Annotated in this window: 12 protein-coding genes and 1 pseudogene; 3 read left to right on the top strand and 10 right to left on the bottom strand. The window is 37.3% G+C overall.

Annotated elements, in window-relative coordinates; all coding sequences use genetic code 11:
* Position 1: 1 nt before the first annotated feature.
* Entirely contained in the window at positions 2–430 is a 429-nt protein-coding gene (locus TRESU_RS06835; protein ID WP_013701527.1) for a hypothetical protein, read from the bottom strand.
* A 149-nt stretch (positions 431–579) separates the two neighbouring features.
* Between TRESU_RS06835 and TRESU_RS14240 the strand changes: the two genes are divergently transcribed.
* The 3 genes from TRESU_RS14240 (at position 580) to TRESU_RS06850 (ending at position 4588) form a co-directional block, all read left to right on the top strand.
* Entirely contained in the window at positions 580–903 is a 324-nt protein-coding gene (locus TRESU_RS14240; RefSeq protein ID WP_013701528.1) for a helix-turn-helix domain-containing protein, read from the top strand.
* Between the two features lie 211 nt (positions 904–1114).
* Positions 1115–3442 carry a methionine--tRNA ligase gene (gene metG / locus TRESU_RS06845; protein ID WP_013701529.1) on the top strand — a complete coding sequence of 776 codons (2328 nt, stop codon included), beginning with the start codon at positions 1115–1117 and terminating at the stop codon, positions 3440–3442.
* 18 nt (positions 3443–3460) lie between these two features.
* Positions 3461–4588, top strand: coding sequence for a lipid II:glycine glycyltransferase FemX (locus tag TRESU_RS06850; RefSeq protein WP_013701530.1), 1128 nt, complete (start codon positions 3461–3463; stop codon positions 4586–4588).
* A 5-nt stretch (positions 4589–4593) separates the two neighbouring features.
* On the opposite strand, the gene TRESU_RS06855 is transcribed toward TRESU_RS06850, so the two are convergent.
* The 9 genes and pseudogenes from TRESU_RS06855 to TRESU_RS06895 form a co-directional block, all read right to left on the bottom strand.
* Positions 4594–6573 (bottom strand): alpha-amylase/4-alpha-glucanotransferase domain-containing protein, encoded by a 1980-nt coding sequence (locus TRESU_RS06855; protein ID WP_013701531.1) that lies wholly within the window; start codon positions 6571–6573, stop codon positions 4594–4596.
* Positions 6574–6771: 198 nt separating this feature from the next.
* A pseudogene (locus TRESU_RS14245) lies at positions 6772–7185 on the bottom strand (hypothetical protein); the annotation flags it as partial.
* A complete protein-coding gene (locus TRESU_RS06865) occupies positions 7182–7739 on the bottom strand; it encodes a hypothetical protein (protein WP_013701533.1) in 558 nt (185 codons plus the stop codon). The pseudogene TRESU_RS14245 and the gene TRESU_RS06865, both read right to left, overlap by 4 nt.
* A gap of 1 nt (position 7740) precedes the next feature.
* Positions 7741–8355 carry a hypothetical protein gene (locus TRESU_RS06870; RefSeq protein ID WP_013701534.1) on the bottom strand — a complete coding sequence of 205 codons (615 nt, stop codon included), beginning with the start codon at positions 8353–8355 and terminating at the stop codon, positions 7741–7743.
* Positions 8356–8382: 27 nt separating this feature from the next.
* Positions 8383–8886 carry a hypothetical protein gene (locus TRESU_RS06875; protein ID WP_013701535.1) on the bottom strand — a complete coding sequence of 168 codons (504 nt, stop codon included), beginning with the start codon at positions 8884–8886 and terminating at the stop codon, positions 8383–8385.
* 1 nt (position 8887) lies between these two features.
* Positions 8888–9964 carry an RnfABCDGE type electron transport complex subunit D gene (locus tag TRESU_RS06880; protein ID WP_013701536.1) on the bottom strand — a complete coding sequence of 359 codons (1077 nt, stop codon included), beginning with the start codon at positions 9962–9964 and terminating at the stop codon, positions 8888–8890.
* A 9-nt stretch (positions 9965–9973) separates the two neighbouring features.
* Entirely contained in the window at positions 9974–11248 is a 1275-nt protein-coding gene (locus TRESU_RS06885; RefSeq protein WP_013701537.1) for a Soluble ligand-binding domain-containing protein, read from the bottom strand.
* 60 nt (positions 11249–11308) lie between these two features.
* A complete protein-coding gene (locus TRESU_RS06890; protein WP_013701538.1) occupies positions 11309–12703 on the bottom strand; it encodes a hypothetical protein in 1395 nt (464 codons plus the stop codon).
* A gap of 1 nt (position 12704) precedes the next feature.
* On the bottom strand, positions 12705–13178 hold the full coding sequence (locus TRESU_RS06895) for a divergent PAP2 family protein (protein ID WP_013701539.1): 474 nt from the start codon (positions 13176–13178) through the stop codon (positions 12705–12707).
* Positions 13179–13214 lie beyond the last annotated feature (36 nt).

A 13214-nucleotide genomic window follows, 5' to 3' on the forward strand; every position in this document is an offset into this window, starting at 1 on the left:
ATCACTCTCCCTCTCTCTCAAATGAAAGAGAAGTTATTTTATTTTCAAAAACCTCTTTTTCCAGTTCAATTTTTTCATTTCTCTCCAATTTCCTTCCGCAGTCATAAATCACCTGAGCGCATACATCCGAACAGAACGCCTCTATCAAACTTCTCCTCACTTCATATCCGCCAAGCCAGATAGATTTATCCTCATCCGCAACTGGTGTTAAAGTGCATATATATAGAAGAATTTGCTCAGCCTTATCCGCTTTTAGACGCTCAAGCACAAATGCCAGCATCGCATCGTCCACACCGTTCGGAAAAAACACAATTTCTTTTTCCGCCCATGCGCCGCCGGAACTGCTTGTGAGAAAATCGTACATTTCGTTTATTTTTTTCTGCGTGAATCCTCTTGGAGCTGAACCACAGAGAATGGCGTATTTTTTCAAAACAAAGTCTCCAATACGTAGTAAAAGTACGTAATAATATGTTTTTAGTTAGTATAAATCTTATTTTACGTATTTACAATACTTTATTTTTAAAATAATTGTATTTTTCATAAGTGTATTTCTTGATTTAATAATGTGATACTTTTTTCATGGACTCGGATGAATTAAAAAACAGGCTTTCAGCAAATCTAAAGAAAATCAGAAAAGCCAAAAATCTTTCTCAATTTGAACTTGCAGAAAAAGCCGGACTTTCTGACCAGACAATAAATAGCATTGAAGGAAAACGCCTTTGGCCAAGCGATAAAACCATGATAAAAATTGCAAATGCCCTGGAAACTGACGCTTACCAGTTTTTAATTCCGGAAAATATAGAAAACAGACAGACTGACATAATCATACCCGAACTGAAATCTGCATTAAAAAAGAATATTGATATTTTGATTGAAGAATTTTTTACGCAGCATTTCAATTAAAAAGAAGTTCTATCTTTCTTTTAAATTTTATCAGTTTAACAAGTTTCTTTCTTGCTAAATTTAATAAAAGCATTCAATAAGCAAACACAAAATTAGTCCGCGGCACGGATTTTTATTATAAAATGAATTCTTCTACAAAAACTTTTCTGATTCTTCCTTTGTTCAAAAATCCCTTGTGGACAAAGGCTCATTTTGTTATAATTGCAATATCATGGAAAATATTAAGAATTTAAATAGAAGACTTGTAACTTCAGCCCTTCCTTATGTAAACAATATTCCACACCTTGGAAATTTAATACAAATGCTTTCCGCCGATGTTTTTGCAAGATTCTGCAGAAGCCGTGGATACGAAACTCTTTATGTCTGCGGAACTGATGAATACGGAACTGCCACAGAAACCCGCGCTGTTGAAGAAAAGAAAACTCCTCGTGAGCTTTGCGACTACTACTACAAGCAGCACGATGAAATTTACAAATGGTTTGACATTGCATTTGATAAATTCGGTCGGACTTCAAATGAAGAATGCACAGAAATAACTCAGGCAATGTTCAAGGACTTGGACAAAAACGGATTCATAAAAGAGCACACAAACAAGCAGCTTTTCTGCCCTTCTTGCCAGATGTTCCTTGCGGACCGCTATGTTCACGGAGTTTGCCCAAAATGCGGATTCGAGGATGCAAGAGGCGACCAGTGCGATAAATGCGGTTCACTCTTAGACCCAGTTGAACTAAAGTCTCCAAGGTGCGCAACCTGCGGTTCTACTCCAGAAATAAGAGAAACCCGGCATCTTTACATAGACCTACCTTCAATCAGCAAAAACCTTGACTCTTGGATGAACAAGACAAGCAAAGAAGGCAGATGGTCAGACAACGCAATCAACATAACAAAAGCCTGGATAAGAGACGGACTCAACGAGCGTGCGATTACACGTGATTTAAAATGGGGAATTCCTGTTCCAAAAGCTGGATATGAGAACAAAGTTTTCTATGTCTGGTTCAACGCTCCAATCGGGTATATTTCAATAACAAAGCAGCTTGCCGATGAGCTTATTGCAGCTTCCAAGCCTTCATTTGACTGGAAAAGCTGGTGGCTTCCAGAAGAAAGTGAAGAGGCAAAAAACAAGCCGCCAGTTGACTTGTTCCAATTTATTGGAAAAGACAACATCCCGTTCCACACTGTAATTTTCCCATGCTCGCAAATTGGAAGCGGACACAACTTTACAAAATTGTTCCATATGTCTTCAACTGAATATCTTAACTACGAAGATGGAAAATTTTCAAAAAGCCGCGGCGTAGGCGTGTTCGGAACAGACGCAAAGGAAAGCGGTATCAAGGCGGACGCCTGGAGATTCTACATTTTCTACAACCGCCCGGAAAAACAGGACTATCAGTTCACGTGGAAAGAATTCCGTGAGCGTTACAACGGAGAGCTAATCGGAAACCTTGGAAATCTTGTAAACCGTACGCTTCTTTTTGTGCAGAAATATTATGATTCAAAAATTCCAGACGCTCCAGTTGACGAAAAGCTTTGGGCGCAGGTAAAAGAACACGAGGCAAAGGCAACTGACTATCTTGAGTGGGCAAATTTAAAAGATGCCTTCCATGAAGTGTTTGTAATTTCAGACATCGGAAACAAAGCGTTCCAAGACACAGAGCCGTGGAAAACAAGAGAGACACATCCGGAGCGAGCTGCAAAACTCATTCATAATCTTTGCTACATGATAAAAGACCTTATGATTATGGCGCATCCGTACATGCCGCAGTTCGCAGAAAAAATAATGTCTTACTTTGGAAAGAAAATCAGCGAACCACGTTTCAATGATGAGCAAAAGCCGGAAGGTCTTGACTGGTCTGATCTTGGAAACACAGAAGGCTTAAGCGAAGTTTCGCCGACGGAAGTTTTCTTTACCCCGCTCGATCAAAAGACAATGGAAGCATTTAGGCAGAAATTTTCAGGAACACAAAAAGACCGCAACGCAAAGCCAGCTGAAAAAAAACAGAAGAAAGAAAAAAAGCAGATTGAAGTTCTTCCTTTTGAAAAGCAGGCTGAATGGTTCAATGAAAAAATTGATCTGAAAGTTGCCAAAATCATAAAAGTTGAAAACAATCCTGAAAGCGACAAGCTTTACATTGAAACTCTTGACGACGGAAGCGGAACAGAACGCATTATCCAAAGCGGACTTCGTGATTTCCTAAAGCCGGAAGAACTTCTTGGAAAACATATAATTCTTGCTTCAAATCTTGCGCCAAGAAAAATGCGAGGAGTTGAAAGCCGGGGAATGCTGCTTGCCGCCGACTACAAAGATGAAAATGGAAAAGACTGCGTAGAGCCTCTCGAAGCTCCTTGGGCAATTCCTGGAACAAAAGTTGTTCTTGAATGCTCGACAGAAAATTCCAAGGCGGAGCAAATTCAGGCGGAAGACTTTTTTGCAGTTGAAATAAAAGTTTTGGAAAACAAAGTGCAGATTGGAGGAAAATCTCTAACGGCAGCAGGAAAACAAATTTCAACTGTAAAAACAAAAAACGGAAACGTTCACTAAAAATCTGGAAAAAGCAGAATGCAAAATCATGAACAACGTTTTTTACAAACTGAATTTTGGGCAGACTTTAAAGGCAGTCATGGATGGAAAACATTTTTCTTTATCTTTGATGGAGACAATGTTTCCAAAGTTAAATCCTTAAAAGAATGCAAGGAAAATGAAAAATGCCTTTCAGTTCTTGTGCGCTCGTTCAGTTTGAAAATTAAGAAATTCAGCATAGCATATATTCCAATGTCTCCAGAATTTTCCAGCAACGAAGAAAATCTTAGCCAGAAATTTTCAAATGAGCTTGAATCAATTTCAAAAAAAATATTCAAGTTTCTACCTGAAGACACAATCTGCATAAGGTTTGACCCTGCACTGGACTTTGAAAGTCTTGAAGAAAAAAACAATTTTGTTTCAAATGTAAAAAAATTGTTCAAGCAGCACAACACAAAGAAAGAAAATTTCCGCATAGAAAAAACAGCCACAGATATACAGCCGCCGGATACAGTTTTGCTTTCGCTTTTAGAATCTGAAGAAAAAATTCTTTCTGAAATGAAAAGCAAATGGAGATACAACATAAGGCTTGCATCAAAAAAAGGCGTTGAAGTAAAATCTTATTCCGCAAAGGACGCTGACTTTCCGTGTGCGTTTGAAGAATTTTTTAAGCTTTTCATGCAGACAAGCGAACGCGACGGAGTTCAGTTTCATCAAAAAAATTACTACCTTGGCTTGTTAAACTCAAGCGCAGAAACTCAAAACGCTCCGGTTGTAAGACTTTATATTGCAAAACATGAAGCAGATGTTCTTGCAGGAATAATCACTTTGTTCTGCAAAAAAGAAGCTGTTTATCTTTACGGTGCATCAGGAAATATAAAGCGGAATTTTATGCCAGCCTACTTGCTTCAATGGAATGCAATCTGCGATGCAAAAAAAATCGGCTGTCCGGTCTATGATTTTTACGGCTGCCCGCCAGAAGAAAATAAAAATCATCCAATGCACGGCTTGTTTCTTTTTAAAACTGGTTTCGGTGGAAAACTCATTCATAGGCCAGGAAGCTTTGATGTTGTCCTAAAGAAAAACTGGTATGCATTCTATAAGACAGCAGAAAAACTTCGCGCATGGTTCTACAAATATCTAAAGAAAAAAATTGCAGGAAGATAATAGCTTTATTTCACACTAATGTTATTTTTTAGAGGCATAACACTCAAGTTGATTGTCTTTTCTTTTTCCATTCCAGCAGAAAGATTTATATTCCAAAAAAGGGCGACTTTATAAGTAGAAGAAGTTACTTTTGGCTCAAGACTGTCAACAGGGCGTTTAAATGCAATCATCGCGCAGCTAAGCCCGGAGTCTTCATTCGGCTCAATCACAAAAATGCGTTTGTCTGCGGAATCCTTTACCTGAATAATCGAAACGCCCTCATCGGCATAAAAAGAATCAGGCAAAAGAAGGCGCGTTTCATTCAAAATAGCTTCTGTAGAATACTGGCTTTCCATTTCAAATTTCTTGTCAAAACGAGTCTGGGAAAAATTAAGTTCAACTGCGAAAAACGCGTTCAATTCAATCGGGCTTTCATTCTTTAAAATATACTGAACTGTAATTCCGCTAGAAGAAAAAGTAAAATTCTTTCTAAGTTTTACAGGAAGTTTCATGGAAGAAAAAAGTCCGTTTCCTTCAAGCTGAATTTCTTTTCGCTTGGATTCAAGTTTTTTTTCTGAAAACTGCGAATTGGAAAAAATACAGTTTTCGATTGTTTTCTCCGCTAAATATTTTTCAAACTTTTCAGTCTCAATCAAATGGTCAGAAAAAAATCCACGGTTATAAAAATCTGTTCCAGAATCAAATTTTTCAATCCGGGAAAGACTTGCGGCATAGTTGGCTCCGCTTTTTATAAAATTAAGCTCAGAAATTTGTCCGCCCTGCAAGGAAACAACAGCATTATATTTTTCCATCTGGCAAATATATTCGTTGAGTCCGTCTCCGTTGCAATCAAAAGAAGTAAGTGACTCTCTGAAAATTTTTGCAGCCTCACGAATCAGACGTTCAGCTTCATTCAAAGCGCGAAAAGCCTTTTGTCTTTTTTCAGCAGGTGAAGGCACTCCAAATGACGGAGACAAATAATTTGTTCCGTCCTGCGCTTTCCAAAGCATTTCAGACGATGCAGTTTTTCTAACTTTATCTCCACCCTTGCACTGCGAAACCAGCATACTGATATAAACCATGCGCTCATAAAGCCGCTTATTCTGCAAATACAAATTCAAGTAGTCTTGTATTGTAGGCGGAAATCCTGTTTTATTTTCTACCTGCTCAAACGGAATCAAGCTCCATTTTGAAATTTCGCTGTCCATTCCAGCAGGAATATAAGCCGGAGAAAAGCACTTTGATTTTTTCAAATACAAATATGGAGTTGTAAAAGAAACATCTTCTGAATTTTCAGAAACAGAAGCAAAGCATTGTGATTTCATAAAAGAACCGAACTGCTCAAATGAAAAGCAAAGAGATAGCACAGGCTCAAAAAACTCGTCGGAAAAAGGAAATTGCTCAGGTCTAATTTTTGAAGCAAAAGTTTTTATTCTTGAAGTCCATTCTTGGCAAGATTCATTTTCAAGCGGAATTAAATTTTTATAGGACGGAAAAATTTTTATGCTTCTTCCCTGCTCACTTGCAATCAGCGGACAGCATTTTAAATGTTTTTTTGGAACAAGAGAACTGTCAAGAAAAACATATTCCATTCCGCACGACTGAAAAGTTGAAACAAGGCAAGAATCCCAAATACTTCCGAACAAAGTCATTCCGCACGGACGTTTTCCAATCGTTGAGCGGACAAGCGAATTCATTTTTTCAATCTGCCCGCTTCTGTCCATTGGCAAAAGCAAAGGAAAAATCGGAGAATAATATCCGCCGCCGATTATTTCAATCTGCCTTTTAGAGGAAAGTTCATGAAGAAGTTCTATTGATTCCGGATGTTTTTTTTCGTAATGTGAAAGCTGCGGTCCTGAAAATCCGATAGTAAGAAAAAAATCTTTATGAGAATATAAAAATGAAAGCAACGGTTTAAAAACATTCTGATAGTTTTTTTCAAGCAAAACAGTTTCATCAGAACTTTCTAAATCAGCATTTAGAACAAGACAGAATTTACTCTTCATTAAAGCAGCTTACCTTTTGCAAAATATTGTATAGCACTTTTTCCAGAATTTAAAGCCTCTCTTATCAAAGGGCAAGATTTCTTTTTCAGAAAGAAATTCAGAGCATTCTGTTTTTTCAGAGAAAGGCGAATTGCACAATGCAACTTTTTTTGTGGCGGCAGGAATCAGCTTTATAATTTTATGCGGACAGGAATCAACGCATTTTCCACAGCCATTGCAAAGACTGCTTACAACTGCTGTTTTATTTTTTATAGACAATGCGCCGCGCGGACAAGATTTTATGCAGTCTCCAAATCCTGCGCAAATATACTTGCAATTGTATTCTGTATCAAAAACAGAAAAAAACAACGCGCAGTTTTTAGAACCGTTATAATCAAGTCTTTTTTTTCCACAATTTTTTTCAGGTGAACATAGCACAACAGCTTTATTTTCTGTAGCTGAAGGAAATTCTTCAAAGTTTGATTTTTCCAAAAGCTCTGTTTCGGAAATCAAAGAATGCTCAAAAGAAATTTCCTGTTTTTTTAGCGAAGGAGACAAAATATAAAAAATAAAAACGCAAACAAAGGAAACAACAATTATAAAAAGAAGTCCAAAAAGAATAGCCGCTATCATTGAAAAACTCCTTTATTCAGCCATGAAACATTCCAGCATAAAAGAATCAGCATTATAATCGCAATGCTAGCAAGAATAAAATTATTTCTTGAGCATTCAGTTCTTCCGCCGTACAGATCAAATTTTCTGCAAAGAGAATAAACAAAAGGTATAAAAATAAAAAATGAAAGCACACAGATACAAGTTATAAAAACACATTCTGCAAGAGAAGAGCTTTCTGTAATGGCAACAAAAATAAACAGAAGCGAAATTGAAAATTCAACCGCGCTGATTTTTGTCGTTATCCTGATAATTGCTTCTATAAAAACCGATACAGGAATAAAAATCAAGAGAACCGCAAAAGGATAAAGCTCTGCAAGTTCAGCGGGAACTAAAAGCGAATTCACAAAAAGATAAGACAAAGCTGAAACAGAACTTGCCGTTATAAGCATTTTTATAGCTTTTAGCCAAAGCGGATTTTTATTTCCAGAAAGGAACACTGCCCGCTCCATTCCAATTCCATAAACCAAGACTATAGACGCATAGGTAATATAATAGAAAAAAACTGAAAACATTTTAGTCCACCCGTGAAGTTTCTATGATTTCAAAAGACGAAATTATTTTGAAAAACAATGCGTTAAATAAAAGCAAAAGAACAACTGCTCCAGGAATTGAAGCTAAAAATGAAAAAGGCAAAATTTTATTCTCCGCGCTGAAAATCTGAATTTCAAAAATTCCGTTCGGCGAAGGAAAAGAAATTGTTCCGTATCCAAAAACATCTCTTATAAAGAAAAACACAAGCGCAAAAACACAAAAGAAACTGCATTTTACAAAGACATTTTTCAGCTCAAAAAGGACTGACAAGCTGGAAGAAGAATACAAATTTCCAAGAATGAAAGATGTAAAAGCCGGCATAAAAAAAGCAATTCCTAAAACAAATGCTATCAAAGGAGAAAAAACTATTACAAGCTGGCGGACAAGTATGCAAAGAGAAACAAGCATAATCGTTACAATCACATTGCTAAGCTCCGCGTTAAAAAATTTAACAGCAAACTTTTTAAAAAGAATTCCGCACACAGACATAAGGTAAAGCAGAAAAACAATAATCAGTCCATAAGCAAATCTTCCGGGAACAGGAAGAAGAAGCGCAAATGAAAGTGGTATATAAATGTAAAGCTCGTTTTTTTTCATTTTAACCTTCCAAAAAAGCAGTCAAATTTATCGGGAAAATTTTGAATTTAGAATCACCGGAATTTTATTTTTCCAGTATTCAATTTGAGAATTTTCTGAACTTGCTTTTATATGAGAATTTGTTTTTCCTGCAATGTGCGAAAAGCCGATAAACTGCGCACCGTTTTTATCTGAATAAATATAAACAGCAGGAACTGGTCCGTACAAAGTCGGAACACGAATAATCACGGCGTACATTTCATTTTCAGTATTTTCAGAAATCGCTTCATACACAGAAGCTGAAACTGTAAGCGCAGTTTTAATCTTTACCCAGTTTCCAAGCTGAATGTTTTCAATGCCGTTGTCTTTTAAAACTTGCGAAGTTTCTTTTTTCAGTCCATTCTTCCAGGAATTTCTTCCAAGCAAAGTAAACAAAACAAGAACTGCAAAAAATCCGGCAAGGATTCCGCAGAAAATTCCGCACTTTATAAGAAGCGTTTTATAAAAAAGTTTTTTTTCGTTGTCTACAGTCTCGATTTCATCTTCAAGCATTTTAAACCTCGCTGATTTCCTTTAGGCGCGGAACAAGTTTTTTGGAAACATTTTCGTATAGCTTTTTGTCTTCAAAAAATTGAATCACAGGAGAAATCAAATTTATAACAAGAATCAAAAAAACATATCCTGCAGAAGAAGTTCCGCTTCCGATTATAAGAAAGCCAATCAGCCCGGCAAAAGCTCCGTAAAGAAATTTTCCCCACAAAGTCATTGGCAAAGTTCCGAACCATTGCAAAAGATAAAGCGTGCAAAACAAAGTTCCGCTTGTAAGAAGAGCAAGCAGAATGTCGCCCTGGAACGGAATTCCGCCTATAAAAAACGGAAGCAAAAATCTCACTAAAAATGAATAGACAAAAAGGAAAACTGCAGGAACAACGTAATCAATCATATCAAATGAAACCAATATAATGGAAGAAACTAAAGTTATAAAGTTGAATCTAAAAGCAGGAATCACAGAACCGTTGTCCCAAAACAAACTCACATATCCATCTGGAATTGAAATTCCAAAAAACTTAAAAATATAGCTATTCAAAAAATCTGTGATAGAAGAATCCAGTTCAAGCAAAGGAACTGTTCCATTTTGAATCAGAGAAAGAGCCGCATTTCTTGTCTGAAGCTCTTGCGCAGAAACAGCAAACGGAGGAAAAGCAGAAGGATTCAAAAAATACAAAACAACAATGCAAAGCGCGACTAAATTAGCCCAGGACGAATCAAAGTTTCCGAATACAAATTTTCCAAGAAGCAAAGTAAAAAACACAACGGCAAAAACAGCATAGACTGGATAAACAGAAGGAATCAAAAGTCCAGCTATCAAGCCTTGTATTACAGAAATTCTCCAAGTATGTTTTTCAGTCCGCTTAAAAAAATAAAAAGCGGCTTCTGCGCAAACCGAGGCAAGCAAAGCAAACAAAAGCACAACAAGAGAATCAAAACTTTTTGAAACCGCCAGCATAGCGACTTGAACAAGAAGGAGCGCAATCATCACAAACGAAATTGTTCCAAGTGAATAAGATGCGCTTGCAAACGGATTCAAAGTAATTTTCGCACAATGTTTTTTTAATTCTGTATTCGTCATTTTTTTTCCTTATAACAAAGCTATTGTCTGGCTCAAAGGCAGGCGTGAAGGACAAACGCTGTTGCAGACCGAGCAATGTGAACAGAGCAAACTTGTAGCGCAAAGTTCTTTTGGAAGATGATAGTTTTCAACCAAGTGCTTGTAAAGTAAATCCGGCGAAAGTCCTTCTGGGCAGACGTTTCTGCATTTTCCGCATCTTATGCAGTTTTTTTCATCCTGAACGCAAAGTTCCGTTGCAGGAACAAATTCCAAAGACTTTATAGATTTTGTAATCGGAATATCCAAAGTTGAAGCCACCATTCCTGTAATCATTCCGTTTACAACAATTTTTGAAGGAGAAATTTTAAATCCGCCACATTGCTCAACAAGACTTTTTATAGAGGCTCCGATTCTTGCCTTGAACATTCCAACGGATTTCAAGCAGCTTCCATGCACATGGACGTAACGCTCAATAACAGGAATTCCTTTTACAACTGCTTCAAAAACTGAAAGTGCAGTTTCAGGATCTAAAAAAAGGCACTTGCTGTTTACTTTTGAAAATTCTGAATTTTTGGAAGCATTGCGGATTGTCCTAAGCAAATTCTGCATAAAGCCGCAAGGATACTTTTCTGTATCAGCATTTACAAACAAAAAAGGAACATTGCCAAAAAACTCTGTGGAAATTTCAATGTCAGATTTCTTAGGCAAAGCAAAAACAATTCCTTTTGCGCTAAAAGCTTTGCAGCAAATCAACGCCCCCTGAACAACTTCCGAAGTAAATTTCTTTGCAATGAAACTGTCTGTAAATCGGCTTGGATCTTCATCAAACATTCTGACGATTACAAAACGCTCTTTTACAAGATTTCCACGAGTTATCTGGGCGCAAAGTGATTCCGTTTTTTTTCTGAATGTGTTTACAATTCCCTTCACCTTAAATTCTTCAAGCAAAGTTTCTGTGTTCAAAAAATTCCAGTCAACAGAAGGAAGCTTTTTTCCAAGATACGAAAACGCACCGTCTGTAGAGATTTCCGCCGCATTTCCCAAAGTTCCATTAGGAAGCGTACATTTAAAAATCGAAAGTATTTTTCCTGGAACGGAAGAATGAATGTTCGCACCATCCGCAAAATTTTTTGGAGAAGCGATTATCTGACCTTCCCTCACAATATCGCCAGGCTGAAATCCGCAGGAATACTCCGCCTCGCACGACTGCCTAAATGGAATTACAACTTTCCTCGGCAAAAAAGCTCTTACAGAATCCTGAAACATCGGATGTCCAGGCAAAACAAAATTATTCACAGTCTTCATTTATCTTTTTTTCCCAAAGCTGACCGAAAAACAGCCAGCAAACTTTTTCAAAAAATCTGTTTACAAACTTCTGCGCCTGTTCGATTTTGCCACATACAAAAGCAAAAGAAAAACCGGCACAAAAAGACATGACAAAATCAAGCTTGCGCTGAATCCATCAGGCCGTCTGGAAATATTTTCCCTTGAACTGTAAGCAACGCTCGTATTTTCTCCTTGTTTCAACATCAGTTTTTCAATTGCATTGTAGCCAAGGGACTCAACTTTTTTATCAATGCGGTTTTTAAAATCCGAATTAAATTTCATCACGATCGAATCCGCCTGAAAAATTCTGCCGTTTTTTTCTTCAAAACGAGGAACAGAAACAACGCTTCCCTCTTGCACATTCTCAAAGCCGGAATTTTTGTTTAAGTTTTTATACGGAAACGACTCCACATTCCAAGCCCAGCAGTAAAAATCTTTTAATGACGGAATTGAACTTTCCGAAGAAGAGTCCACAGGAACAGGAAGAGAAACATTTTTTCCAGAACTAAAACTGAAATTGGAAGCGAAAACAAAACAAAAAAGCAAGACAAGCAAAGGTGCAAGGCAAAGAAACGTATGAAAAGCTGTAGCAGGATACATAAGAGGAAGCTGAGGCGCAGAAAAAATCTTTACAGTTTTAAAAGAATTTCTTGAATCCATAAAAGCTTCAAAAGTTCCCAAAAGAAAAAGAGCCGAGCAAGAAGCCAGTCCGCACAAAATCACAAGAAAACCTTCCTGCCATCCGGAAAGCAAGGCAATCAAAAACGAAACTGCAAGCGGAATTATAAAATACGGATTTTTTTTAAGTACAGAAAAAGCTTTTTTTCTTCCCCAAATCCGCTGAGCAAAATAACATGAAAGCATATACAGAACAACCGCCGCCGCAACAGGATAAAAAGGCTTTGAAAAAGACAAAAGCAAAATAAAGCAAGATGAGAAAAAAAACGGAACTTTATTTTTTGACAAATATAAAAAAGCAAAAAAAACCAAAACGCAGACAACAGGAACTGCAAAAGGATACCGCTGAATTCCGTCAATTCCAGCCTGAAGCCCTGTTTTCTGCGAAAGATTTTCCAAGGCTTTTAAAATTTGCTGTCCTGAACCATTCGGAATATAATAAAGCAAAAAAGATTTTGAGTAGTCAAAAAAATATCCAAGCCGGCTTGTCAAATATTCATTGTAAGAATCAGGAAGAACAGGCGTAAAGTCTGAAACCAATGGAATCTGCTGACGGCCAAGACTTATGATGTTCTGGCAGCCTGCGTTTTCAAGGCAGGAAAGAACTTTTTCCTCTGGAATAGATTTGTCAGCGTAAACAACTTTATAACTGTCCCAAATTCTAAAAACTGGAATGCTCCTAAAGGCAAAGAGAAAAACAAAAACGGAACAAACCGCCGCAATAGAAAATGAAATCTTTAGTTTGCTAGGCTTCATTTTAAACACTGAATGCAAGTCCGATAAAAAAGCCAAGCAACGAACCGATAATGACTTCCGCCGGAGTATGTCCCTGAACTTCCTTTATCGGCTTGACTTCTTCAATTATATTTTTTGCAGCAAGAAGACGACCTATTTTATTGAGCATTGTAGCCTGAAGCCCATTCGCGCGGCGCACTCCAACAGCATCGCGGATTGTAACCAAATAAAAACCAAGAGAAAGAATAAAAACATCGCTGTTAACACCGGAACGGAAGCCAATTGTAGTGCAAAGCGTAGCTACAAGCGCGGAATGGCTAGACGGCATACTTCCTGTACGCCACAAAAGAAGTTCAAACAATTCTTTTAAACTATGAACTTTTCCAGAGAAAAGCTTTATGAGAGTTTTTACAAGTTGAGCAGACAGCCAGCTGAATAAACATGCCAAAAAAGCAGGCTGAGAAAAAAACAAATGGAGCTGTTCCTTCAAATTCATAAGCAGGATTATAGCATATAAGCATAAATTATTCTA

It is taken from the genome of Treponema succinifaciens DSM 2489, from assembly GCF_000195275.1.
In the GTDB taxonomy this organism is placed as follows: domain Bacteria; phylum Spirochaetota; class Spirochaetia; order Treponematales; family Treponemataceae; genus Treponema_D; species Treponema_D succinifaciens.

Excerpts from the sequence above, each read along its gene's own strand:
- TRESU_RS14240 (WP_013701528.1), top strand. The coding sequence starts at position 580 with ATGGACTCGGATGAATTAAAAAACAGGCTTTCAGCAAATCTAAAGAAA.
- metG (WP_013701529.1), top strand. The coding sequence starts at position 1,115 with ATGGAAAATATTAAGAATTTAAATAGAAGACTTGTAACTTCAGCCCTT.
- TRESU_RS06850 (WP_013701530.1), top strand. The coding sequence starts at position 3,461 with ATGCAAAATCATGAACAACGTTTTTTACAAACTGAATTTTGGGCAGAC.
- TRESU_RS06855 (WP_013701531.1), bottom strand. The coding sequence starts at position 6,573 with ATGAAGAGTAAATTCTGTCTTGTTCTAAATGCTGATTTAGAAAGTTCT.
- TRESU_RS06865 (WP_013701533.1), bottom strand. The coding sequence starts at position 7,739 with ATGTTTTCAGTTTTTTTCTATTATATTACCTATGCGTCTATAGTCTTG.
- TRESU_RS06870 (WP_013701534.1), bottom strand. The coding sequence starts at position 8,355 with ATGAAAAAAAACGAGCTTTACATTTATATACCACTTTCATTTGCGCTT.
- TRESU_RS06875 (WP_013701535.1), bottom strand. The coding sequence starts at position 8,886 with ATGCTTGAAGATGAAATCGAGACTGTAGACAACGAAAAAAAACTTTTT.
- TRESU_RS06880 (WP_013701536.1), bottom strand. The coding sequence starts at position 9,964 with ATGACGAATACAGAATTAAAAAAACATTGTGCGAAAATTACTTTGAAT.
- TRESU_RS06885 (WP_013701537.1), bottom strand. The coding sequence starts at position 11,248 with ATGAAGACTGTGAATAATTTTGTTTTGCCTGGACATCCGATGTTTCAG.
- TRESU_RS06890 (WP_013701538.1), bottom strand. The coding sequence starts at position 12,703 with ATGAAGCCTAGCAAACTAAAGATTTCATTTTCTATTGCGGCGGTTTGT.
- TRESU_RS06895 (WP_013701539.1), bottom strand. The coding sequence starts at position 13,178 with ATGAATTTGAAGGAACAGCTCCATTTGTTTTTTTCTCAGCCTGCTTTT.